At 47.5% G+C, this 23,292-nt stretch carries 31 protein-coding genes; 26 read left to right on the top strand and 5 right to left on the bottom strand.

Features of this window, described 5'->3' with window-relative positions; genetic code table 11:
• Nucleotides 1–93: 93 nt before the first annotated feature.
• The 5 genes from ACLD72_RS11455 (at nucleotide 94) to ACLD72_RS11475 (ending at nucleotide 3,487) form a co-directional block, all read left to right on the top strand.
• Nucleotides 94–633 (top strand): YmfQ family protein, encoded by a 540-nt coding sequence (locus ACLD72_RS11455; protein WP_411002667.1) that lies wholly within the window; start codon nucleotides 94–96, stop codon nucleotides 631–633.
• A complete protein-coding gene (locus tag ACLD72_RS11460; protein ID WP_411002629.1) occupies nucleotides 623–1,459 on the top strand; it encodes a phage tail protein in 837 nt (278 codons plus the stop codon). The genes ACLD72_RS11455 and ACLD72_RS11460 overlap by 11 nt, the downstream gene beginning before the upstream one ends.
• A gap of 484 nt (nucleotides 1,460–1,943) precedes the next feature.
• On the top strand, nucleotides 1,944–2,231 hold the full coding sequence (locus ACLD72_RS11465; RefSeq protein WP_036620935.1) for a hypothetical protein: 288 nt from the start codon (nucleotides 1,944–1,946) through the stop codon (nucleotides 2,229–2,231).
• A 14-nt stretch (nucleotides 2,232–2,245) separates the two neighbouring features.
• Entirely contained in the window at nucleotides 2,246–3,193 is a 948-nt protein-coding gene (locus ACLD72_RS11470) for an N-acetylmuramoyl-L-alanine amidase family protein (RefSeq protein WP_411002628.1), read from the top strand.
• A gap of 18 nt (nucleotides 3,194–3,211) precedes the next feature.
• Complete coding sequence (locus tag ACLD72_RS11475; protein WP_036620937.1) at nucleotides 3,212–3,487, top strand: holin; 276 nt, start codon at nucleotides 3,212–3,214, stop codon at nucleotides 3,485–3,487.
• A 93-nt stretch (nucleotides 3,488–3,580) separates the two neighbouring features.
• Here ACLD72_RS11475 and ACLD72_RS11480 read toward each other — a convergent pair whose 3' ends face one another.
• Complete coding sequence (locus tag ACLD72_RS11480) at nucleotides 3,581–3,979, bottom strand: hypothetical protein (protein WP_458475771.1); 399 nt, start codon at nucleotides 3,977–3,979, stop codon at nucleotides 3,581–3,583.
• Nucleotides 3,980–4,067: 88 nt separating this feature from the next.
• Here ACLD72_RS11480 and ACLD72_RS11485 point away from each other — a divergent pair, with 88 nt between their 5' ends.
• The 3 genes from ACLD72_RS11485 to ACLD72_RS11495 all read left to right on the top strand — a co-directional run bounded on the left by ACLD72_RS11485 (nucleotide 4,068) and on the right by ACLD72_RS11495 (nucleotide 5,613).
• Nucleotides 4,068–4,661 (top strand): N-acetylmuramoyl-L-alanine amidase family protein, encoded by a 594-nt coding sequence (locus ACLD72_RS11485; protein ID WP_326044383.1) that lies wholly within the window; start codon nucleotides 4,068–4,070, stop codon nucleotides 4,659–4,661.
• Between the two features lie 186 nt (nucleotides 4,662–4,847).
• Nucleotides 4,848–5,447, top strand: coding sequence for a sigma-70 family RNA polymerase sigma factor (locus ACLD72_RS11490; RefSeq protein ID WP_411002626.1), 600 nt, complete (start codon nucleotides 4,848–4,850; stop codon nucleotides 5,445–5,447).
• Nucleotides 5,448–5,457: 10 nt separating this feature from the next.
• Nucleotides 5,458–5,613: a hypothetical protein gene (locus ACLD72_RS11495; protein ID WP_458475772.1), complete on the top strand. Its 156-nt coding sequence runs from the start codon at nucleotides 5,458–5,460 to the stop codon at nucleotides 5,611–5,613.
• A gap of 71 nt (nucleotides 5,614–5,684) precedes the next feature.
• Here ACLD72_RS11495 and ACLD72_RS11500 read toward each other — a convergent pair whose 3' ends face one another.
• Nucleotides 5,685–5,807, bottom strand: a complete 123-nt coding sequence (locus tag ACLD72_RS11500; protein ID WP_411002624.1) for a hypothetical protein — start codon at nucleotides 5,805–5,807, stop codon at nucleotides 5,685–5,687.
• A 12-nt stretch (nucleotides 5,808–5,819) separates the two neighbouring features.
• Between ACLD72_RS11500 and ACLD72_RS11505 the strand changes: the two genes are divergently transcribed.
• Entirely contained in the window at nucleotides 5,820–6,455 is a 636-nt protein-coding gene (locus ACLD72_RS11505) for a leucine-rich repeat domain-containing protein (RefSeq protein WP_411002623.1), read from the top strand.
• On the opposite strand, the gene ACLD72_RS11510 is transcribed toward ACLD72_RS11505, so the two are convergent.
• From ACLD72_RS11510 to ACLD72_RS11520, 3 genes are all read right to left on the bottom strand, one after another.
• Entirely contained in the window at nucleotides 6,436–6,987 is a 552-nt protein-coding gene (locus ACLD72_RS11510) for a C39 family peptidase (RefSeq protein ID WP_036620946.1), read from the bottom strand. The two genes, ACLD72_RS11505 and ACLD72_RS11510, sit on opposite strands and share 20 nt — an antisense overlap.
• Nucleotides 6,988–7,302: 315 nt before the next feature.
• Nucleotides 7,303–7,422, bottom strand: a complete 120-nt coding sequence (locus tag ACLD72_RS11515; protein WP_230877209.1) for a putative holin-like toxin — start codon at nucleotides 7,420–7,422, stop codon at nucleotides 7,303–7,305.
• 161 nt (nucleotides 7,423–7,583) lie between these two features.
• Nucleotides 7,584–7,901, bottom strand: coding sequence for a DUF6809 family protein (locus tag ACLD72_RS11520; RefSeq protein WP_411002622.1), 318 nt, complete (start codon nucleotides 7,899–7,901; stop codon nucleotides 7,584–7,586).
• A gap of 737 nt (nucleotides 7,902–8,638) precedes the next feature.
• On the opposite strand from ACLD72_RS11520, the gene ACLD72_RS11525 reads away from it, so the two are divergent.
• The 17 genes from ACLD72_RS11525 (at nucleotide 8,639) to ACLD72_RS11605 (ending at nucleotide 23,100) form a co-directional block, all read left to right on the top strand.
• Nucleotides 8,639–8,851 (top strand): hypothetical protein, encoded by a 213-nt coding sequence (locus tag ACLD72_RS11525; protein ID WP_411002666.1) that lies wholly within the window; start codon nucleotides 8,639–8,641, stop codon nucleotides 8,849–8,851.
• A gap of 216 nt (nucleotides 8,852–9,067) precedes the next feature.
• A complete protein-coding gene (locus tag ACLD72_RS11530) occupies nucleotides 9,068–9,307 on the top strand; it encodes a hypothetical protein (RefSeq protein WP_036623350.1) in 240 nt (79 codons plus the stop codon).
• Between the two features lie 2 nt (nucleotides 9,308–9,309).
• Nucleotides 9,310–9,702 (top strand): aspartyl protease family protein, encoded by a 393-nt coding sequence (locus ACLD72_RS11535; RefSeq protein WP_411002621.1) that lies wholly within the window; start codon nucleotides 9,310–9,312, stop codon nucleotides 9,700–9,702.
• 197 nt (nucleotides 9,703–9,899) lie between these two features.
• A complete protein-coding gene (locus ACLD72_RS11540; RefSeq protein ID WP_411002620.1) occupies nucleotides 9,900–10,715 on the top strand; it encodes a hypothetical protein in 816 nt (271 codons plus the stop codon).
• Nucleotides 10,684–12,918, top strand: coding sequence for a peptidoglycan-binding protein (locus ACLD72_RS11545; RefSeq protein ID WP_411002619.1), 2,235 nt, complete (start codon nucleotides 10,684–10,686; stop codon nucleotides 12,916–12,918). The genes ACLD72_RS11540 and ACLD72_RS11545 overlap by 32 nt, the downstream gene beginning before the upstream one ends.
• Nucleotides 12,918–13,388 (top strand): hypothetical protein, encoded by a 471-nt coding sequence (locus ACLD72_RS11550; protein WP_411002618.1) that lies wholly within the window; start codon nucleotides 12,918–12,920, stop codon nucleotides 13,386–13,388. The genes ACLD72_RS11545 and ACLD72_RS11550 overlap by 1 nt, the downstream gene beginning before the upstream one ends.
• A gap of 869 nt (nucleotides 13,389–14,257) precedes the next feature.
• Nucleotides 14,258–14,863: a 4Fe-4S single cluster domain-containing protein gene (locus tag ACLD72_RS11555; protein WP_458475773.1), complete on the top strand. Its 606-nt coding sequence runs from the start codon at nucleotides 14,258–14,260 to the stop codon at nucleotides 14,861–14,863.
• Nucleotides 14,860–15,318, top strand: coding sequence for a hypothetical protein (locus ACLD72_RS11560; protein ID WP_411002616.1), 459 nt, complete (start codon nucleotides 14,860–14,862; stop codon nucleotides 15,316–15,318). The genes ACLD72_RS11555 and ACLD72_RS11560 overlap by 4 nt, the downstream gene beginning before the upstream one ends.
• Nucleotides 15,319–15,328: 10 nt before the next feature.
• Nucleotides 15,329–15,883 (top strand): hypothetical protein, encoded by a 555-nt coding sequence (locus ACLD72_RS11565; RefSeq protein ID WP_411002615.1) that lies wholly within the window; start codon nucleotides 15,329–15,331, stop codon nucleotides 15,881–15,883.
• Nucleotides 15,884–15,901: 18 nt separating this feature from the next.
• Nucleotides 15,902–17,584 carry an AAA family ATPase gene (locus ACLD72_RS11570; RefSeq protein ID WP_411002614.1) on the top strand — a complete coding sequence of 561 codons (1,683 nt, stop codon included), beginning with the start codon at nucleotides 15,902–15,904 and terminating at the stop codon, nucleotides 17,582–17,584.
• A 13-nt stretch (nucleotides 17,585–17,597) separates the two neighbouring features.
• Nucleotides 17,598–17,798: a DUF2997 domain-containing protein gene (locus ACLD72_RS11575; protein ID WP_458475774.1), complete on the top strand. Its 201-nt coding sequence runs from the start codon at nucleotides 17,598–17,600 to the stop codon at nucleotides 17,796–17,798.
• A 3-nt stretch (nucleotides 17,799–17,801) separates the two neighbouring features.
• Nucleotides 17,802–18,122 (top strand): WXG100 family type VII secretion target, encoded by a 321-nt coding sequence (locus ACLD72_RS11580; protein WP_411002612.1) that lies wholly within the window; start codon nucleotides 17,802–17,804, stop codon nucleotides 18,120–18,122.
• Between the two features lie 23 nt (nucleotides 18,123–18,145).
• The gene (locus ACLD72_RS11585) at nucleotides 18,146–19,327 is read left to right on the top strand and encodes a hypothetical protein (protein ID WP_411002611.1); all 1,182 of its coding nucleotides are present in this window, start codon (nucleotides 18,146–18,148) and stop codon (nucleotides 19,325–19,327) included.
• Between the two features lie 12 nt (nucleotides 19,328–19,339).
• Nucleotides 19,340–19,474 (top strand): hypothetical protein, encoded by a 135-nt coding sequence (locus tag ACLD72_RS11590; protein WP_411002610.1) that lies wholly within the window; start codon nucleotides 19,340–19,342, stop codon nucleotides 19,472–19,474.
• Between the two features lie 46 nt (nucleotides 19,475–19,520).
• The gene (locus ACLD72_RS11595) at nucleotides 19,521–19,787 is read left to right on the top strand and encodes a hypothetical protein (protein ID WP_411002609.1); all 267 of its coding nucleotides are present in this window, start codon (nucleotides 19,521–19,523) and stop codon (nucleotides 19,785–19,787) included.
• A gap of 118 nt (nucleotides 19,788–19,905) precedes the next feature.
• Complete coding sequence (locus ACLD72_RS11600; protein WP_411002607.1) at nucleotides 19,906–20,649, top strand: hypothetical protein; 744 nt, start codon at nucleotides 19,906–19,908, stop codon at nucleotides 20,647–20,649.
• A gap of 15 nt (nucleotides 20,650–20,664) precedes the next feature.
• Nucleotides 20,665–23,100, top strand: coding sequence for an Mbeg1-like protein (locus ACLD72_RS11605; RefSeq protein ID WP_411002606.1), 2,436 nt, complete (start codon nucleotides 20,665–20,667; stop codon nucleotides 23,098–23,100).
• Nucleotides 23,101–23,292 lie beyond the last annotated feature (192 nt).

The raw sequence follows: 23,292 nt of genomic DNA on the forward strand, positions 1-23,292 counted from the left end.
GCGGATAAGAGTGGAGCTTTGCCGGGAAGTGCGGGCGAGTCATGGCCGGCAGGCACAAGCACCCCTTTACTTACAAGCCCGCGGGGGCGCGAAATGTTTTCCTATCTGCCGAGTTATTACGAAAACTCTCGGGTCATGCAGGCGGATGTGAATGCCAAAGGCGTTGAGCTGGATCGGCTATTTGAGGCGTTGGACGAAACGCTGGAGCAGTTTTTTGTGCGGACGGCCACTTGGGGCCTCGACCGCTGGGAAAACGAGCTCGGCATCGAGACCGATCCTAGTAAGCCGCTTGACCAGCGCCGGGCCGTCGTTGAGTCCAAGCTGCGGGGCAGCGGGAAGTTTTCGGGGCGGCTGGTGAAGAGTGTGGCGGAGGCGTATTACGGCGGGAAGGTGGATGTTTTTTTTCAGCCCAGTGAATGGAGCTTTACGGTGAAGTTCGTGGATAGTGCAGGGATTCCGCCAAACCTGAACGATCTTATAGCCGTTATCGGAGAACTTAAACCGGCGCATTTGGCATTGAAGTTTGAATTTTCTTATTTGCTGATTCGCGACATTCACGAGGTGCTGACTCTTAATCAGATGAAACAAATCTCATTGAACAAATTTGCAGGAGGTGATCCGGTTGGCCAGTAATACACCTAATCTCAACCTACTCAAAAAAGACCCGGCAACCGATGGAAACGATACGTTTAACATCCAAACGATGCTAAATGACAACTGGGATAAAATTGATGCGGCGGTGGGGGAAGTTCGAGAAGAATTGAAGGACATCAATGTTCCCGATGCTTCCCTCACACAGAAGGGCATCACGCAACTTTCCAGCGCCACGGACAACACTGCCGAGGATCGGGCGGCAACGCCGAAGGCGGTCAAGGCGGCGTATGATGCTGCAACAGCAGCGCAGGTAACGGCGAATGCTGCGAATACGGCGGCGGCTTCAGCCGGCAACGCCGTTGGCCCACTGTCCTCCTTGCTCACATCGGCGAAGGGCAATGTTGTAAGTGCGGTGAATGAGCTTTTTACAAATGTCAATGATGGGAAAAACGTGATCGCTTCCGCCATCATTGGCAGAGGTGGGACGGCATCAGGGAGCGATACATTCAGTCAATTAGCGGCGGCAATTCGCAATCTTAAGGGTAACGTGGCTATGGGGTCCTTTTCGCGTGTTTTCACCAGCGATCTTAGCATTACCGAATCAGTATCAGGATTGTCTTTTACACCACGGTATATATTTATTCGGCTCGATACAGTTGCATTCCCCGGAAATCAGACTAGATTTCTCGGACTTATCTCAAATCAGTCTCCATTAAATTTCATAATAGGCCTGGGAGCTAGAGCAGATCTAGTATCTTTTATTCCAACCAGCGGAGGATTTACAGTAACGGTGAACTTTGGCATAACTGACAGTAGGATCACACAACTTGGTAGTCAGCTCCACGACTGGATTGCGGTCGAGTAAATAACGAAGGGTGATATACATGATCAGGATGTTTCGTTAAAAAGAAAGAGCAAAGGCGATTGAATTTGCAGATGGCGAAATGGCTACGGGGTACAGGAAATTGCTAAGTTTACTGGGTTACGCGTTACGATCGAATATAATACAGACGGAAGCGTACGGGCCGGGCTCATTGTGGGGCCAACCGAGGCGCTCGTAGTTAAGTTGGGGCAGTACGTTTACAAAGAGAGTAGCGGGAAAATCGGAGTGTGCGATTATGAGCAGCTTATTCAAAAACACGAAAAAATCACCCAAACAATCACAGGGAGCGCCGCATAGGCGTTATTTTTTAAGATTTTTTTATAAATTCTCAGCAGAGTTGAGCATTTCTATACAAAAATCAGACTTATGTGCTTTCTATCTGCTTTGAATGTACTTAATAGATGTTTTTCTTATGCCTTCGGAGCCGATCCGAAGGCCATTTTTTTATCGAGAGAGGGTGAGGGTAATGGATATTACGGTAATTACTGCGGTAACGTCGGTCTTGGCCGCGCTGAGCGGTATTGCTTTAGGGTGGGCGGGGCGCGCAAAGGCGATGCGGCAGGAAGCGGAAGAGGCCGCGGAGCTGGAAGCGGTGCAGCGTGCCGATGTGGAATACATCAAGCGCGGCGTGGACGACATGAAAATCGAACAAAAGCTGCAGGGGCAGCGGTTCGAGGCGTTTTCCGAGCGATTGACGCGGGTCGAGGAATCGACCAAACAGGCGCACAAGCGGATCGACCGCTTGGAAGAATAGATTGTATCAAGGAGGTGATAGTTTTGGATGTTACTAAATATAATATAGAGCGCCGGTACATTGCCAAGCGATCCAACGTAAGACCCGGCACAAGGCTGAAGACGGGGACGCCGGAATTTTTTGTAGCGCATGATACCGGCAATCCCGGGGCGACGGCGGACAACCACTTTAACTATTTTAACTCGCAGACCGACCGCTCGGCCTCGGCCCATGTTTTTATTGATGATACGAAAATTTTGGAGATCATTCCAACCGGCACCGGTTCCGATCCGGCGGAGAAGGCCTGGCATGTGCGGTATGATGTGACCACCGACAACGACGCTTTCGGCTATGACGCCAATGACGCCGCGCTGGGCATTGAACTGTGTTACGGCGGAAAAATCAACTTTACCGAAGCTTACAATAGATACGTTTGGTATTTGGCTTTATGCTGCGACAAGTGGAACAAAAATCCTTACACCTTTATTCCCACCCACAAACAGCTGGATCCGGCGCGGCGGAGCGATTGTGAGCAGGCCTTGGCCAGCGGCGGCAAAACTTTAAAACAGTTGCTGGATGACGTAGCCGCTGAAATCAAATCCACCCGATCCGCTGGTTCGAATCCGAACACCAATACGAACGAAAGTTTTACCCCATTGCCGGCCTCGATTGCGCAAGCGCTGATCGACAACTACGTATCCCCGGCATGGTTTGCGTCCCAACGGAAAAACGACGAAGCCGGTAAAACTCATTTTCATAACCTGGCGAACAACCTGCGTTTCGCTGCCGGAATCCCGCTTGCCAACGATGCGGCCGCCAAACCGCTCACCCGCTTTCCCAAAAGCAACGCCCAGGAAATCATTTTTCGCTGGCTCTCCCCCGCATGGTTTAAAGCGAAAGCCGAAGGAAACGACCCGCGGGCTCAGCATTTTCACAATTTGGCGAATTACCTGCGGCGGGCGGCGGGGATTCCCGAGGAATAAGAAAGGAGGCGATAAGGGATGCAAAATGAAATTTTGACCAATGTGCTGGCTTTTGCTTCGGTCTTATCGGTATTTGTTTTAGCTGTTGTGCAACTCGTGAAAACAACGATAAACCTGCCGAAAAATTGGGTGCCGTTCATCGGCGTGATCATCGGTGTGTTGATCGGCGCGGCGGCGTATCCTTTTACGGACATGGACCTGGTGTTGCGGCTGTGGGCGGGCGGCTTGGCCGGCTTATCGGCAACCGGGTTGTTTGAGCTTGGCAATAACCGGCCGGGAACGACGAAGGACTAATAAACCGCTGCGGCTAACGTTTCCGCCGAAATAGACCGTCACCTTCCTCTGGGGCGGTCTATTTTTTCTTTTTAATAATGTATACTGCCGCGTTTATCTTTGCACCAAGGATTCATCGAAAACAAGGTCTACGGAGCCGATTTTTTGTTCGGTATCCGTCTCCACATCAAATTCCCCGTTATGATCCTCGTCCAGATAAAAGCTTATGGTGGCGTTAGCGTTGGACGGAGTTTTGACCTCTGCCACCAAATCGAAGCGCCCTTCCCGATCGACGGTCAGCTTCCCTTCTCCGATAAAAGAATGCCCGTCTTCGATTTGATAGAAGAAATAAGTTTCCCTGAGATTCGAGACTTTTCCGGAAATTTGAATTTGCCGGGTGTCCAGAACCGTTCCCGGACGGGGGTTATCCAATTGCAGCTTAACTTCATTTCCTCCGCAGGCTGTCAGCATTAAAATGAGGGCAATCAGCGGCAAAACAAGGCCATTTCTCATCATTTTCCTCCTGAAGGTTGTTTTTTAGCTACTAAGATCACTTTAATGGATAGATTGGCGCCAATCAATAAACAACGAGGTGATTAACATGGCTTTGAAAGGAAAAAAGATTTTAATCGACCCGGGGCACGGGGGAAGCGATAACGGTGCAAGCGGCAAATTGAACAATAAAACGGTGTATGAAAAAGACCTGGCCCTCACTTTTGCCCAATCGGTCGCATCTTATTTGGAAAACGCCGGCGTTACGGTCGTAATGACAAGAAATAGCGATAAGAAAGTAGAAATTAATGATCGGTGGAAAAAGGGCCAAGATGAAAAAGTTGATGCGGTCATCAGCATTCATTGGAACGGCGGGAGCACAACGGCCAGCGGGACCGAAACCTATTACGCCCAGACAAGATCCGGCGATAAGCCGTTCGCTCAAGCGCTTCAAAACGGCGTTGTCAGTTACTTGGGTACGAAAGACAGAGGGGTGCTGGACGATACCAAAGCTGCAGTCGGTTCACTCGGCATTCTGCGATACCCGAGCGGCTCATCCTATAAATATCCGCGGGCGCTGATCGAGGTGGAGTATATCACGAATCCGACCGCGTTGGCTAATCTGGACTACCCTATCTATGAGGCCTCTCTCGATTTTGCGGCGGGGGTTCTCAAAGGGTTAAAGGAATATTTTGGAGGTTGACCGTTAATAGAAGCCCCGGGTCACCGGTAAGGTGATGCCGGGGTTTCTTTTTTTGGCGATAAACACGCAGGAACCGGCCAAGCAGACGCACAAGCGGGTTCTATGAAGCAGTCACACAATATATCAGGAAAGTGATAGATTTGGATAACGGGAACCGTCAATTTTGAAAATAACGGAGGGGAAATTATGCTGGCGAAGCCGCTGCAAAGAGAATTTCAGAGCTACTGCGGGCGTCATAAACCTATTTTTGAAAACCGGGTCATACAGAGTTTTTTTCGCGATGAGTCAAACATCATTCTTTTGTTGAAATCCCAAGCAGGACAAGCGGACCGCCAAATGGCGTTAGAAACCGGATTCCGCAAGCACTATTTTCAAATCCGCTTTACCCACTACCTCTCCTCTACCATAAAATATGCCGCCCTTGAACGGCTTCGTTTCTACCGAAAAATCGACCGCCGCAATCCGCTTATTTTCGATGTACCTTTGTCCGACGGCCGGGGAGACCGATCCTTGGGAGAAGCGCTTACCGGTTCCGTAGATTTGTTTCCGTCCGACCCCGCTGTTGCCTCTCCTGAACAATTTCAGGAGACCTTCACCAATCCTTGTTTGTTCAACGCTTTTTCCAAGCTGTCCGCCAAACAACAAATCATCGTCACCATGAGCTATGCGCTTTGCTATAAAGATCATGAAATTGCCGCCCAATTAAACATATCTCCCCAAGCTGTCAATAAAACAAGGAATCTGGCACTGAAGAAGCTGCGGCAAATGCTGACGGAAAGCGGTTAAAGCGATGGAAATGGAAAACGATTTATTCGACCTGGTCGCGCGAGCTCATAATGGCGACAAAGACGCGTTGACCCGGATTTTTGCCGGAAACTGGTTGAAGATGAGCATAAAGATTGATACGACCGGAAATTGGGTCGTATTTTTATTTTTATATGGAAACTTTTAGAAAATAATTTCGTTTATTAATATTGAGGAAAATAAAGGAGGTAGCGCGAACTTGTTTAAGAATACGGAATTTCACAGGTTTCCCATTGTTTTTTTATTGATTTTAACCATCTTGGCCGGCTGCAGTTCAGCCTCGGACACAACGAGGGACAGATCGGCCGAAGGTGATTTTCCGCCGCCCGTGGCAGCGGCCATCCGGGATTCCTTTTGGAAGGGATAACCGAACCGATCGACTTATCTTCCTTAAAAAAACTTGTCAATCTAAAAAGCCTTACATTATCTTATACCAATGCTGAAAATTTAGATTTTTTGGGTGAACTTCCTCATTTGGAGTATTTGCAGTTGGAGGGGGTTGGTTTGGAGCAGTTGCCCGATTTTGGCAAGCTCCGCCTTAAATCGGTAAATATCAATGACAGCGATATCGAATCATTGGATTTTATTAAAAATTGGGATGCGCTTGAATATCTTTCTTTATCCAGTGCGAGGTTAAGCAGTCTTGAAGGTATACAGCAAGCTAAGAATCTCGAAGGATTGCTTATCTCCAATAACCCGGTTAATGATATCAGTTTATTGAAAGAGCTTGATGTCCTGGAGCGTTTAGAACTGCGGAGCACCCGGGTAACCGATCTTTCGCCGCTGGCCGCTCTCGAAGATCTTAAGCTTTTGGACATTCGCGATGCCGACGTTCGCAGTAGCCCCTGTTGCCAATCTGCCGAAGCTCAAAATATTGCTGGTTACGAAGAAAAACATAGACGATTTGCCAAAAGTTCCGGACACCGTCGAGGTATCGGAAACCAATGTCCTCGCTTATTAGCAGTTGCAATTACTCTGTGTAATAGGTAATATAGTCCACTTTGCCTTTTTGAGTGATTACATCCTGCAAGGTCGTGTTTTTGCTGCTTCCCGGGTCGTTTACTTTGAACATGGAAGCGGTGATTTCCGTGTAATAAGGATATCCGTCAATATCGACGGTAAGGGTGCCCGAAAAGCCTTTAACGACGACCAAATGATTAGGCACATGCACCATCACCGGGATTCGGCTGTTTACAATCAGTTCGAAAAGATCATCGCGAATATTGTCAAAAGAGCCGTTGGTTTTATTGTGCCAGGTGTGGGAATAAGCCTTAGCGGCGGTATCCCAGGCGAACGGACAATCGGCCCCTTTGTAATCCGATTTAAGTTTGTCCGTTAGCGTTCCGGGGTCTACATTATCGCCGAATCCCTTAAAGATCATGGCGGCCGAAGTCAAAAAGCAGCCTTCTTCACCAATCGTTCCGCCACAGCTCGTTTTTTTGCTGTACCACTTGTTTGTTCCGTCATTAAATTGTTTAAAACTAGGTGTTTTTAAATCGACATTATACGTTTTTTTTGCCATCATAACTCCACCTTCATGTTGAATTCGGAATGAAATAAATTCCGTATACTATTAAAGTGGAGTGAAGCTACTAAAAAACAACCGGAATTAGAGGATTCGGGGTATAGAAAAAATCAGGCCCTCATTTTTTTACCCAATCGATAGTCTTGTATAGTATTGTCAATACCTTTTTTACTATGTTAGAATGAAATCAAATGAAACTGCATAAAATAAAGAGTGAAGATGCGCACATCTTCACTCTGGCAACAGCCGCTTTGAAGAGCGGTCGGCTGTAGTCAAGGTCAGAGAAATAGACCATCTCCTACCACGGGCGGTCTATTTCTTTTTGTTTTGGTTTAACGTAGTGACTATCGTAATGACCAAACCGATCAGCGTTATTAAAAACGCTCCGAATTGAATCATTAAAGACAGCACGTCCTTAACCTCCACAGGCATCACCTCCTTCAAGGGAGACTAGCCGACCACCCATCTCAGCCATTCTGTTGTTAGGGGTATTATACCACAAATTGGAAAGGTACAAAGAGAGGATAATAGAAACAATGGCAATATTAGCAATCTCTCAAATTCATCATGTCTTCTAGGCTCGTTCGACTATCCTACTCTGGTAACTCATCAGGAAAATGGCTTAATTTGTTGGCAAGTTCATTTTTGCCCGTTAAAATTTCTGCCACCAGTCCCGCTCCAAGTCGAAATCCGCAGGTGAAAGTTGCAATCAACTCCATATCATGAATCTGAGCGTACAAATCCAGCAAAGCCTCAAGCTCCTTAAATTCCTCTTCGGAATGCCGTTTTTTCCAGTCCGTCATCGTTTCGGATACATCTATGTTTACCTGACGATACTGCGGATCCTCGGGAACTATCTTTTCAGCCGGACATAAAATGCCGTTGTAAAGCTGTTCTATAAGACTGTTCATTTCTCCCCATCCTTTCAGAACATGATTTCAAGACAATACCTCTTTTTGGATTTATTATCCCGTTGTCTACAACAACAATCCACGGAGTATACTCTACAAAATGATATTTTTTTATGTTATAGAGTCTTATAAAGAAACCGCTACTTTAAAGCGGTTTTTCTATTTTTATTTGAGGACCAGTCCGCATGGAATGGTCAAATATAAGGAGGATTAACATTTGATTTAATAAAAACGGCACTAAGCCGAGATCAGTGCTTGACGAAATAAATTATGACTCTAGCTCTATTGATTCGAGGAGCCGGACTGAGGAATGAGATGGCTGTCTATATATAGCATTCTTGTCTTGGTTTCCCTGCAGGCTGCTTTGCACGATTATCCCTTTCGTTCAGAGGGCAGGGGGGGGGGCTAGGATGTGAGGGATTAATAAGGAAAAAATATCTGCTTCTTACAAACCTATCTTCTTACAAACCTATCTTCTTCTCCTGAATTTATCTTCTTCTCTGATTAAACGGGATAATCGTGCAAAGCGTCCGGACAGCGGATGTTGATCTGCCGACCTGCCCACCGGCCTTCCCTGTCCTCAAGCTTTCAACGCCTTTCCAGCTTTTCTTTCCATGACCGGTTGCCGACATCACTGTCAAGCACTGATGATTAGACTGAGTCAAAAAAACATTATTTCCCTGTTGTATAAAGAACGTGTGTTTGCATATACTACAAACAAACGTTCTTATTTGGAGATGGTACTGGTGAAAAAATACATTGGCCGGACCGTTGAGATCATTTACATGGACCGCTTGGGAAAAATCACCCAGCGAAAGATCAAGATTCATGACGTCCGTGAAGGTCTGGTGCGGGCAACTTGCCTTGCTTCCGGCGAACCCCTGGCTTTTCGGCTGGATCGGATTTTGGCCTGTGTCCCGGTTAATCATCGGGGACACGATGCTTCTTAACCTAGATTAGTAAATTAGCCTTATGAACATGATCGGGGCAGTTCTCCAAATTCATAATATACGTTTGAGATGATGCAATCGGATTAGTGTTAACAAATTATGATGGGGTAGGAGTCTTGGCCTTCCGGTGTTTTTCAACCGTTCATACTGCATAGCATGCTTCAGGAGTAAGTGTTATCATAGAAATACAATATAAGTTGGTTGGAGGTGTAGACGTTGAAGTGGGAGGAAGTTCGCAGGCTGTACCCAAACCGTTTTGTTAAACTCCGTATCTTGGAGGGGCGCATCGAAAATCAAGTGCGATATGTTGACGATATGGCAATCATTCAGGCTTTTGACGATAATGTAGAAGCCACACGAGAGTTAGTTCGAGCAAAAGACGACATTCTCGTCTACCATACGGGTAAAGAGAAAATTGAAGTCCCCATCAAACAGTTGTTCGGACTAAGGGGTTAATTATGATAAACGTCGTGTCTGAAAACGGCCTTTTGTTCACGTCAGTAGAGATTTTATTTCGAGGAAGATCTACAGTGGTCAACCGGATTGTTATAGATACCGGAGCTGCTGAAACGATCATTTCCCCCGACGCGGTCGAAACAATCGGTATCGCTGCAGAACTTGATGATTATATCCATTCTTCTTATGGTATTGGTGGAAGTTTGCATAATTTTTACATGAAACAGGTTGACGGGGTAAGGCTAGGAGCAGTAGGCCTGAACGATGTAAAGCTGGATTTTGGCGTTATTGACCCTCAGGGGCATATCAACGGACTGCTTGGACTTGATCTTCTTATGAAATTAAATGCCGTTATCGATTTGAAGCATCTAACTTTATCCCTGGGTACTTCTTAGCCTAGATTAGTAAATTATCCTCATAAATATGTCCGGGGCAGATCCATGCTGCTCCGGACTTTTTGTTCATTTATATAGGTGAAACGGATCATTTGTGGGATGTTATCCCAACTGAGGAATTGTGAGGCCGGCGGCGGGCTGATAGAATGTATTGAAGTGTTTTTTCCATAAAATATCTAAATGTCCAGGAGTACGGAATGAATAGGACAAACTATGTGCTGTCGCAAGATGAATGGTTTTACCTATGCTTGCTTTCCGGTGCCACTACCTTGTTCGGTGTGGAAAATGTGCTGGATGGCCTTGATTTGCAGGAGGCCCGCCAACGATGGGAGAAGGTGTCCGGCCGGCTGAAGAGCAAACATATTATGACGGAGGAAGATGAGGATCAACTATACATAGAGCGTGATTATGCTGCGATTGCGGAAATTTTGTCGTTCCCGGACCAGGTGTTTGCTTGTTTGGTGGAAAAAAACGGGGCAGTCTCCATGGAATTTATCCATTGCCGGGCGGGGATGTTCACGCGCTTAACTGGGGGAGAGACTTGCGAGGTCCAGCTTTGTACCGGGCGGGAAGAAGCGATTGCCATGCTCCGGGAGCAGTTTTTGCTTAGCGATTGTGAGCAGGAGGCGTTTTATCGTTTACCTGCGGTGGAGGCCAATTACGCTCTGGCGCTTGCGGGAGCTGGAGAACAAGGAGCAGCAACGGCTCTTTTGCAAAAGCTTGGGATAGATGGCCAAACCTCGTCAGACTTAGCGGAAGCCTTTGGGCCACAGTCCGATTGCCAGGTCATTGCCGGATACCATCTAGCTTCTGGAGAGGAGGCCGAATCGTTGTTTACCTGCGCGAGAACAGAAAAAGGAACCTGGATGCTGGGGATGATGCCGGAGCGGGGTCAGGTCCTTTTGTTTCGGTGCAAACCGCTTTCTTCCCTTGAACAACTTTTTGCGTTTCCAAGCATGTTGGCGAAAGGAGGGGAACGTCTTGGAACTGAAGGTCGATCCGGCCCGCATTAACGGGCTCGCAGACGAAGTACGCCGGTTGGAGCAACAGTTCGGGGATCAAGTCACAGTTACGCTAAAAAGAGTATCGGAGTTAACCAGTAGAACAAGCTCGGCTTATTCCGAGTCGGGAGTCCGCTCTGCAATATCTGAAGTGGAGCGGCGGATGGAGCGGATTAGGCAGCTGTCCCGGGAGATCGGCGACGAATTGCGCACGAAAGAGAAAACGCTGCGCTGGGCGGCGGACGAGTATACTCGCCAGGAGCAGGAGTCCTCTTTGAAGGCGAAGCAGTTAAAACTTCCGGTTACCTTAAACAAATTTGCCGGGCTCCCAACGATTTCAGAGAATAAAACGACCGTCCTTCCTTTTCCGTTTTCGGCGTTTTCCTTATTCTCCCGAGCGGCGGTTTACCTCCCTATCACGGTGGAGCCGCTTACGAAAGAACTGACCCTGGACCCGGAGCATTACAGCGATGAAGTGCTAAAACTTCAGGAAAGATTGCACGAGCTGGGATATGAGCTGGAAGCGAACGGTTATTTTGACTCGGCCACGCTAGAAGCAGTTAATCGGTATAAAGAAAAATACGGACTGGACAATGCTGGCGATCGGCAAGGAATCGTGGATGAAAATGTGTGGCGGACTTTGTTCGGGACGCTGAGCGGGCTGCTGACGGTGCAAATGCATGGTCAGACCTACTCCGAGCCGTTGAAAATGGCGCAGCTGCGTTTGCAGGAGCTGGGGTTTGAGGTCGAGGCGAACGGCTATTTTGATGAAGCTACCGTACGTGCGTTGGAAGGGTTCCGGGAGGTTTACGAGAAGGATCAAGACGGGCTCGAGGGTGTAATCGGGCCAGCAACCTGGCAGGCGCTGTTTAATATGCCGAAAGTGGAACCGGTTGAGGAGGCCAAGAACGAACCGCAATACTTTATTATGGCGGATGATCCACGTAGCTATTCGCTGGACGACGTACTAAACCGCGATGATCCGGAAGTTCAGGAGCGGCTGAAACAGACCTGTTGGGCAGATTTGACCAAGGAAGAACAAGACAGGATCTATAACGAGCTGAAAGAACATGAGAAAAAAGAAGAAAACGAGATGCGGCAAAAACAAAGCGGCATCGGCAATCCTTTTTTTGCGAACCTAATGGTCGGTGGATCGAATGCTGTGGTGAACGCAATCAACACGGCCTCGGCAGGATTGCCGGAGCTGCTTGCCGAATGGATTATGGGACCGGAACCGGAAGGTTACGTAAATCCGTTGGACGATCCGTACGGCAAAGGAGCTGGCGAAGCTGCCGGAAATGTAGTCGGGTTCTTTTTGCCCTTTAAGTATTTGAAGGCAGTGAAAACCCCGGCGGCCCTCTCCAAGCTATCACCCACGCTTGTCAGATCCATGACGGCGGGAGCGATCTTCGGCACAGCCACCGAAGCATCTGACGCGGTAACCGACTTCAAGAATGACGGCGCCCAAAACCTCACAGGCCGCGCCCAAAATATCGCTCTCGATACCGCTATGGCCGGAGCCGGGGACGTGACCTTCACCTATGCGTTTAAGCTCGTTTCCAGCGCGCTCAAGAGTACTGCGGGACAAAGGCTGACCGGGTGGCTGAAGCGTTCGGAAGTGGATGAGGTGCCGGCAACGGAAGGAAAGTTGGAGACGCCTGTTCCGAGTAAGGTGGCTGAGGGAACGGGGGATGCCGTTCCTAAGATAAAAGAACCTGTAGTAACTAAAACCCATAGAGGATTAGAGTATGAGTTTGAAAATCCATCTGGATGCACTTTGAATTGGATTGAACAAAATCTCAATAATATTCCTAATGCAATTACAATTGCTAAAAGTAGCAAGAACCCTGGAACTGCTATTGAGGGGAAAGTGGGTGAATTTGTAAACAGCAAAACAGAAGTTACCCATTTCGGTGTAAAAGTGGAAAACATTACAACTGGAAAACGAGCTGGAGATATTGATATTGCTACACCAAATCAGTTCATTGAGGCCAAAAAGTCCACAAGTGTACTTAAAAAGGATCAAATAATAAAATATACAGATTCAAACGACCCTAATTATTTTAACTATCAGAATAAAGAGGTTATCATTTATATTGATGAGCCGATTAATATGTCAAATCCTAGAGTAGTAGAATTAATTAAGAGCATAGAAGAGATACCAGATGTAAAAATAGTTAATTCCCTCGATGAACTTGGAAAGGTGCTGAAGTAATGGCGATTTTTTTAGCTAAAGAATCTTCAAATATTTCATTATTGGATATTTTGGAAAATATTGAAAAAATATCAGAGAATAATAATTTATATTGGGTGTTTGATAAGAGATTTGACGAGTCTGGAAATTTTAGATGTATTCATGCCACTATAAGTGATATTCCGCTTGACAAATATTCAGAGAGAAAGATTCCATTCTGGGCATTTGATGAGAAGTTTGAACATAATAACTACATAAACCTTGATTTTTATAATTCAAGTGAAAATCTCTTCAGACTGATTATGGTGGAAGATTACAACCTGAACGAAGAAATACTGCTTAAATTTAGTTATCATTTTATCAAGGCATATAAAGATATCAAGCTCTGGACCGAATTTGATTGGTTTTATGAATTAGATGATTTAGAGAAAATAATTAGAAATCCGTTTGATAATGAATGGTGCTATAAAAATCCAAAGGATAGTTTTTAAGGGCTACTTGGAGGCTGTTAAAAGGGCCTAGGAATTTTGTGTAACCATCGTTCAATATAATCAACCACACCACAATGCGAGCTAGCCGCCCGTGTTGTGTTTTCTTTTTTTAATACTAGTTGTAGCTGATGACTCCGAATTTAAGAATTAAGAACAATTTTTACGAAATGAACACATCATTCATCCAATAACACATATGAAATCTGGAAACTTTCATATGTGTCATTTTTTTATAATCCCCCCTCTGTCGTCTGTGATGGGGACAACAAGGTCCACACTGATGCTTACAACAGAAACCGCTGGCATTTTATTATTAATAACCAAACTGGGGAAATGACAAGAGGAAATTTAGCGTATTAGACAACAACAGCGCTAACGGTTGTGAGCGCCGCTATTTTGGCAAAATCAAGCTGAAATAAATCGTAACGGTTGCAGGAGAGCTTATTTTGCATTTTTTTAGGGTTCTGGGGCATTTTTACGCTAATTAAGCCCCACTACAACCGTTAGAAATCGAACCGCCCGTTTTTTCGCCAAATAAGCGCGTCCGCAACCGTTAGGAATCGCCGCTAGCTCAGACATTTACCACGGCCCCTCCCCTTTAGTATCCAAACATTCAGGCTTACTCCCCTTCGGAATAAGCCCTTTCATTTGCCGCCACGCGAGTTTATCCGCCCTCTCATAAACCCATTCGAGCCTATCTGCCCAAGTCTTTATACCCAATTACTGGGATGTATCAAGTAGGAAGGGTATATATTTTTAACATTGGATTTATAGTAAAATTAATCCAAACTGCCGTAATTTAAACTTCCTGAATTTTCCTAAGGTTAAGGTTGGTGCATAGGGTGACTGTGCTTCGCATATCAAGAATCGTGGAAAAAACAAAAGTCGAAGGTCCCGGGCTTCGTTATGCGATATGGGTGCAGGGGTGTCCGATTCGCTGCGCGGGATGTTTTAATCCGCATACGTGGGAGATGGACGGCGGGGAAATCCGCGACATCGACGAGATCGTTTCAGATATACAGGCTGTCCGAAATACCTCTCCCGAATTGGAAGGTGTAACTTTCCTGGGGGGCGAGCCGTTTAGTCAGGCGCATGAGCTAAGTGTCTTGGCCAGGAAGGTCAAAGAGATGCACCTGTCGGTCGTTACTTTTTCCGGTTATGACTATGACACTATTCGTAAATCAAGCCATGCGGGTTGGCAGCAATTGCTAAAGGAAACCGACCTGCTGATCGATGGTCCATATATCCAAAGCCAGCATGATTTAAGCCGTCCCTGGATCGGTTCGCGAAATCAGCAGTATCGTTTTCTCACGGATCGATATAAAGAACTGGAGGCCCGTTTGCCTGACATCGCGAATAAAATAGAAATACAGCTGCACGCCGACGGCACCATCACTGCTAATGGAATGGCTCAATTGGCGGATTTGGAGCTTTTGCTGGGACTGGGTTATGAACGTAAGGAGGATAAAGGATGAGTCTGGAAATTGTGCTGATTCCCGTCGCGATTGCATTAACCAAGGAAATTGCCGAAGGGATCTCCCGCAAGCTGGAAAACAAGGAGAATAACCTTCTAATCCTGGAAACGCGCATGAAGGATGAAACTCTTCTGAAGCAAGCGCTCGAGGATTGGGATTGTTCGTTCCGTACCGCTGAGGGGGTGGAGGCCGTGGGGGTTGCTTCTTCCGTTACGAACGAGGTTATTTTTACGGTCAATGAAGCAGGTTGCTACACGCTGATTCTGCCTGAAACGGCGGACCAGGCCGCTTATGAAGAGTGGATTGCCAACGTTGAGCAATCTTATGCTCGTCTCCTTCAGCAAAAGGTCTATCAGAATCTGGTGGAGAAGGCAAGAAGCCAGGGATTGATCCTGGAACAGGAGGAGCGGCTTAGGGATCGTTCGATCCAACTGACGTACATATTGAATAGATAAGGAGATAGGCATGTTTAGAACGTATACCGAGCGCGGGAAAGCCTGGGAAATCACCAACAGCTGGTGGATTCTTCTGACTTTGGTTCCTTTTGCGATGACAAGTTTTATCGCTTTTTTGTACATAGGACTCCGGGTAAAGCAGCGGCGTTGGCAAATCTGGGGGATTGTTTATTTGGCAGCCATGATTACCGCCTTTTCTACAACAGCAATTGGGATTGGCGCGGCCATCGCACTGTCCGTGTGGGTTGCGAGCATTGTGCATGCTTTTAACGTAAGGCCGGCTTTTCTGATTCAGCTGGATGTGTATAAGGCTAATGAGAAAGTAAGGAGCCAGCAAAAAGCCACCCAATTGAGGCAAGAGGCGGAAGCGAAGTTCCAAGCGGCGGGGAGCACGACCCAGTTTAAGCCTCCGGCACCCAAAAAGAAGGCGGAAGCGGATCAGCCGGAACGTGCGGGGAACGAGGATCAAGAGTCCGAACATCGCGAAAAGACGGATGGGCCCGCAGCAGATGCGCCTGCAACCAACCTAAACCAAACCGGCAGCGGACGCCGGATCGATTACTAATGAGATGGGGTTGAAAATGTGACTACCGCGAACCCAACCAATAAAACGAAAAAACATCTGGCCAATTTGTTCCGGGCGCGCTTTCCGTACCTTTACATTCAGACCTGGGAGGAGAACCGGATTTTATCCTTGATTCGCGAGGTCGCCCAGGACGCCGAACTTATCAAAACGCCGCGGGAAGTGATGATGTGGCGGGTAACGACCGGCATGATCGACGGGAAAGGCCAAGCGAAGGGGGATACGAAACCGCCCCTGAAGGCGCTGGAATTCATCGAAAAATACGATAAACCGTGCATTTTTGTGCTGCAGGATTTTCATGTGTTTTTTGGCGGGGAATGGCGGGCGCCGGATTATCAGATCATCCGCAAGCTCAGGGATATGCTGACCAATATCAAGCAGAGCGAGCATCCGATCAACGTTATTTTTACGTCTCCGTTTTTGATGCTTCCGGACGATTTGCAAAAGGACGTCACGATCGTCGATTTCGAGCTGCCTTCCTTTGAAGAGATCAAGGCCGTGCTTGAGCAAATGATTCAAATCAATGAGCAGAGCGGGCGGATTCAGATCGATCTGGATGATGAAGGCAAGGAGCGGTTAGCCAAGGCGGCGCTTGGCCTGACGCTTTCGGAGGCGGAAAACGCCTTTGCCCGCGCCATGGTCGAGGACGGAAAGCTGAATGTCCACGATGTCGAAGTCGTCCTCCAAGAAAAAGAACAAATCATCAAGAAAACCGAAATTTTGGAGTTTGTACGCAGCGATTTGAAAATGGCGGATGTCGGCGGGCTGGAAAACTTGAAGCGCTGGCTGTCCAAACGCAACAAATCCTGGCTGGATTCGGCCCGCAAATACGGGCTGCCGGCTCCTAAAGGGGTGCTGATTACCGGCGTTCCGGGCTGCGGCAAAAGCTTGATCAGCAAATCGATCAGCTCGATGTGGCAGCTGCCGCTGCTGCGGCTGGACATGGGCAAAATTTTCAGGGGAATCGTCGGAAGCAGCGAGGAGAACATGCGGAAAGCGATCAAAACGGCGGAGGCGATTTCCCCTTCGATTCTGTGGATCGATGAGATCGAGAAAGGCTTCAGCGGATACTCCGGGGGCTCCGATAGCGGCACCTCGGCCCGGGTGTTCGGGCAATTTCTGACCTGGATGCAGGAGAAAACAAGCCCCGTATTCGTGATCGCGACGGCGAACAACATTTCCGCCTTGCCCGCCGAACTGATGCGCAAAGGAAGATTCGACGAAATTTTCTTTGTGGACCTGCCAACCAAGCGGGAAAGAAAGGATATTTTGAAGGTCCATATTTCGAAACGGTTGACGGACCCGGAAGTTTCCGGCGAGTTTGAGCTGACGGATGAAATCCTGGAGCATTTGTGCTCCAAATGCGAAGGTTTCGTCGGCGCGGAGATCGAGCAGTTGGTGATCGATGCTTTGTTTGAGGCCTATGCGGAAAATTCGGCGGTTCGTCTGGAGTATTTTGAACGGGCCATCGCCAACACCGTGCCGCTTTCGGTGACGTTGGCCGAACAAATTCGCGGGATCCGGGATTGGGCGAACGTTCGGGCGGTGGCGGCAACTCCGAGAGAGGACCGGGAAGAGTACGCGAATGAAGGCCTCGCCAACCCCTATGGCGGAATTCTGGCGGGCACAGGCGAGTTTGATGACGTCCGTTTTAAACGCGGCGGAAGAACGGTCGATTTTTAAGGAGGGCATGATGATGGAAAAAATTCAAATCCGGATATGTCCCGATGGCCGGATCAAAGCGGAAACGCTGGGCATCAAAGGGGAGAAATGTAAGGATGTGATCGGGCTGCTTGAAGGGTTGCTGGATGCTGATGTGGTGGAGACCCATTTGAAGCCGGAGTTTTATGAAATGGCTGGGTTAAAGTTACACGAAACGTTAAGGCGGGAGGAATAAGCAGTGTATTCAACGAGTGAAATCCGTTCGGCCGCGAGAAGAACGGCGCAAGGAGAAGCGGACTTGAGAAGGACCGAGAAACAGCTTGGCTCCCATGTACAGGAGACGTCTTCCTGGTGGAAAGGAAAGGCCGGGACTGCGTTCAAGGATGATTATACAGGAAAAACCAGGAATGAAATCAACCGGCTGTGTTCGGAGATCCGCGATATAGAGTCGGGGCTTGAACGGCTGGCCCGGGAAGTCCAGATCGCCGATGACCGGCGCAGGGCTGAAGCGGCAAGAAAGGCACAGGAGCTAGAGAAGCAAAAGAAAGCCAAGAGATAATCCGAGATACGGAGTGCGATTGAATGATACTGAATGAACAACAATACCTATGGTTATGTGAATTGACGGGCACCGGGCTGCTGACTTCGCAGCACTCCGGCAGTGTGAAGGAAATCGCTCGCGGCCTGCAGCCCTCCCTTGCGGATCGGGGGCTGGGGGATTTGGCCGAGGCCATTCTGGAGTCCGCACATTTAGCGGATTTGGAATTGCTTGGGCAGGGCGGCGAACGCGGCACCGAGTGGGTTCTTTTTGCGGATCAGGCGCATCGTCAAGGCGTAATCACCGTTTCGGACCCTAAGGCGTCCGAAGATGACGATACATATTCGTTCCCGTTGGATGGAGTGGTCCATAAACTTCGGGAAGTGCTGGACCCCGGGATAAAGCATGTGTTTACCGGACTGGGGCAAAGAGGCTGGCATGCCGCTTTGCTCGCGGAAGCGCTGGAGGCGGAAGCCGTTGTTTTTGGCGCCCCGGCCATGGAAGAACTTCCGGGGAAGGCCGTCAACTTTGTGGGAGAAGATGATCCGGTAGGGGACCATACCAGGAAAGTTGTTTTTGTGAAGCAGGCGGAGGAACTTAGCGAAGATGACGAAGCTTTTTTGTATAGAAAGCTGGTCTTTGAAGAAAGCGGGAAGGCGGTTGTATCGGGGCAAAGCGAATTTTCCCGGTTTGTAAGCTGGTTTTATAATACGGCCGGGACTGTGGAACCTGAGGTATGGAAAATCTTTTTCCCCGGATCGGAAGAAGAGGAAGCTACGCTGCTGGCGGATCTTGGGGTTTACTCCGTTTTCATGAAGGTCGGTGAACTGAATAAGGAGAAGCTTCTTCACGCCATTGACACAACAGTGCGATATGCCGCCGGACAATTGGAAGCGGGCCGCGATCAGTTGGCAGCCGAGCTGGATAAACTGCCTGATGAAAACTATGAAACCTTAGTTTCGGAGAAGGCGGAAAAATATGCAATGAAGGCAACGGATTTCGTGATGCGTATCTTTGAAAGCGTCCAGACGGTGCTGATGGGAGTCACTCTGTTTACGCTGGAGCAGGAAACGTTTGATATGGATACCCCGATTGACAGTTTCCGAACGCAAATCTATGACTTGCTGGACCAGGAATTGGAGCGGGTAAAGGCTTGCCTCGACCAAGCGATCGCCCGCCGGCTGGAAAACTCCTTCCAAATCCCCGATTTCGGCTTTGAATGGTAAGGGAGAAAACGGATGAGTCAACGGGTGGTGCGAATTTTGCTGGTTGTGCTGGCAGGTATGATGATTACTTTAGGAGTGAGCGGCTGTAGGGGCAAGAAGCAGGATCAGCAAGCCGAGGAAAAACAAATCAAGCCCGGAAGTCATTAAAGAACGGGTTCTGACTCATTTGTAGGAGAAATATGGGGAAGAGTTCGTGGCGGTGTCCTTTAGCGGCAGCGGTTGGGCTTACCCTTATAACCAAATGTATTTGTATCCGAAGAGTGGTTTGGAATCAAATCGTTTTGAAGCTCGTATTGTGATTAATAAGGATGGTACCTACGATATTTCAGACGGGTATTTTGGGGTTTTAATTGCTCCCGAATACGCGAAAGTGGTTTCCGGATTGGTAAAAGAGATTTATGACGATTTCAAGTTTTCTTTAAGTTTTAATGAAGGCGTGTATCCGGAAAGGCTCACATAAAATGGTTGGCAATTCGAAGTGAAGTGAAAACATATGGGGAGAGAACTAATGGCGGAATTAAGCGAAAGCCAATTAATACTCTTCCCGGTTCGGCTTTGGATGGTAAGGGGGAAAACGTATGAGTCAACGGGCGGTACGAATTTTGCTGATTGTGTTGGCAGGAATGATCATTACTTTAGGAGTGAGCGGATGTATGGGTAAGAAGCAGGAACAGCAAGCCGGGGAAAACAAACCGAACCCGGAAGTCATAAAAGAACGGGTTCTGACTCATTTGCAGGAGAAATACGGGGAAGAGTTCGTGGCGGTGTCCTTTAGCGGCAGCGGTTGGGCTTACCCTTATAACCAAATGTATTTGTATCCGAAGAGTGGTTCGGAATCAAATCGTTTTGAAGCTCGCGTAGTGATTAATAAAGATGGTACCTACGATATTACAGACGGGTATTTTGGGGTTTTAATCGCTCCCGAATACGCGAAAGTGGTTTCCGGATTCGTGGAAGAAATTTATAAAGATTTTAAGTTTTCCGTCGATTTTGGCGAAGGTGTGTTTCCGGACCGTTTGAACAAGAACACGAAACTGGAAGAAATTTATAACGAAAACGAATATTTCAATGCGGATATTACGGTTTTTGTAAAAGAAGAATCGGCCAAGGGAATTGATACTATTGATAGTTTAAGTAAGGTTGCTGCGAAAATGATAGAAAAGAAATTGGTCGGGAATGTATCCATTTATATAGTTAAGAATGAAAAGTTTGAATCTATAACGATGGAAGCTTTGAATGCGGTAAACGAGGATGAATACTTCATTGGAGATAGCAACACTGTTATGATCGGCAACGATTTGAAGATTTTGGATTTGGAGTAGGAAGGAGGCGGAACAATGGGGGAACTAAGTGAAAGTCAGTTAATACTTTTGGATAATTTAATTTATCTTGATGGTGTGGCAAACAGAAACGGTAAAACCGTTAAAGTGATTGTAAATGATCTTTTAAAGGGCGGGCTGGACAAAAACCGCACCGTAAAAGACGGTATCGTCAGCTACCCCGGTCAAATGTCCAGAGAAGAATGGATTACTGTATTACAAGCCACTAAAAAAGATCCCCAATTAATGAATTTAAAAGTTAAACATGGTGATGTCGGAAATGTATACGATAAAAATGGAAATCTCGTCATTGATAAGCACGGGAAACCATTAGAAGTCGGGGCCCGTATGGCCACCTTTGTCGATTCCGACAAGAACGCGACTGTTGTTTTCCGCGGTACTTCCGGAGATCTCGAATGGCATGACAACGGTACAGGCGGATATTTAACTGATACCGAGATGCAGCAGCGTGCTTTGGCATATATTGAGAAATTGCCCTATAACAACATTACGGTTACCGGCCATTCCAAGGGAGGCAACAAGGCTCAGTATGTCGGGATTCTTTCCGATAAGGTGGATCGGGTCGTTTCCTTGGACGGACAGGGATTTTCTAAAGAGTTTATTGAAAAATATAAGGATCTGATCGAAGCAAATAGTCATAAAATCACATCTGTTTCCGCGGAAAATGACTACGTAAATTGCCTGCTGATTCCGGTGGCGGGTAAAATCATCTACATCGATACCGAATATCAAAAAGATTTTCTCAGAAATCATAGTCCGGGTATCGTGCTGGATGAAAACGGGCAGCTGCGGGAGGTCACCGACCAAGGGGCGATACCTCAGCTCGTAAACGATTTAACGATTTATTTGAACGCCCATATGGAAGAGCCGGATCGAAGTTATGCGATGGATGGATTGTTGGCTTTAATGGAAAGCGGGAAAGAAGGGTTTCAAAAAGAGAGCCAATCCCAAACCGATCAAAGCATCAAAATTGTGCTGCCGTATGTAGGGGATTACCTGCTGGAGAAAGCCGCCCAGGGAGGAAAAGATTTTGGAGGCCTTTTGGCAAGCGCTTTGGGTGCCGCAGTCATGCCTCGGGAATATCTGGATGATTTTTTGCGTTATTTGAAAATCAATGCCGACAATTTCGGCTACATGTTTCAACTGGGGAAAGAAGTCGGAACGATCATTAAAGATATTGTCCTGGAGAAATTATTGGGCTTCTTGTCCGATTTGGCGGATAAAATTTCGGATAAAGCTAAAGCGATTGGGGATGCCATCGCCAGCTTTGCCGGCAAAATCAAAGACGGTTGGGACGCCATGGTCCGCAGTATCGAAAACTTTTTCGCGGATGTCAAACAAGCTGGCGAAGCCGCCATGCAGGCGGTGAACCGGTTTATGGACAAACTCGTTCAGGGGGTTCAAAGTTTCTGCAACTGGATTGCCGAGGGAACCAGAAAGGCGATCGAAGCTGCCAAAAATGCCTGGAACAGTTCCGTGGATAAGGTAAAAAGCTGGTTTGGGGACGTGGAAGAAAGCATTTCCAATAAAGTGGGTGCCCTGAAAGACGGGATTAAACATGTAGTCGAACTAACCCGGGAAGGTTTCCGTAAATTTATTGACGCGTCGGTAACCAAAGCGAAGGAGATCGGGAATTGGCTCGTTACCAAGCTGGATCAGGCCCGGAACACGGCGATCGAGATCGGCGCCAACGTCAGCGCCGCCTTTACGGCGATGGCGGATAAATTGAAGGGAGGTTGGGAAAGCGTGAAGACCGGCATGAAAAATTTGGCCGGGAACATTAAAGAGACCGCTGTCCGGGTTGCCGAGGCGATGGCGCGTTTTGCCCAAACCTTGAGCCGGGCGGTTAAAAGCTTTTGCGATAAGATTGTTGCAGCCTATAAACGGATGATGGAAGGCCTGAAACAAGGCTGGGATAACCTCGTTGGCAATATCAGTACGCTTTTCAGCAAAGCGACAAATTTGATCCGACAGGAAGTCGCTGAATTTAAAGACAATGTGAAGTCGGCGGTAAGCATGACCAGGGGCAAAGTGAAGGATTTGGGTAAACAGGCCGTTAAGGGAATCAAGGGATTTACGGGCAAAGTCGTGAAGGGAATGTCCAAAATCTCCGGCGGGCTGCTCATGGTCAGCATAAACCGGCTTACCGACCTGCAGACCAAATTTAAACGAATGGACGATGATTTTGTTTCCACAACCAGCCGAATCGTGAACGATGCGGAGCGGATCGCGTCGAACGTCTCACGCGCCTACAGCGAGTCTAACGTGCAAGGTCAAGTTCGCCAGCTGCAAAGGGCGATCGACGGTGTTCGGAACCGCCGCAATCAAGTTGCTGCCGAAATGCAGCGGAAAATTCGCTCCCTCGCGATGGCGCGGGATCAATACATGAAGATCGAACGAATGTTGAAGAGTAACATGGGGAGTTTGACGTAATCTAAAGCAACTTGCAAGAATAGCTTAGCATCCTGGGAAACCAAGGAGGGCTAAGCTTTTTTTGTCTATATGAATATATAAAAATATAACTAAAATCATTGACAAAATATAGTACATAAGGCAAATTATTAATCGTAGAATTGCCTGCATTTTACATAATAAAAAATAACTTGATAGCTTGCCAGGCAATTA

This window comes from Paenibacillus lacisediminis, assembly GCF_046567315.2.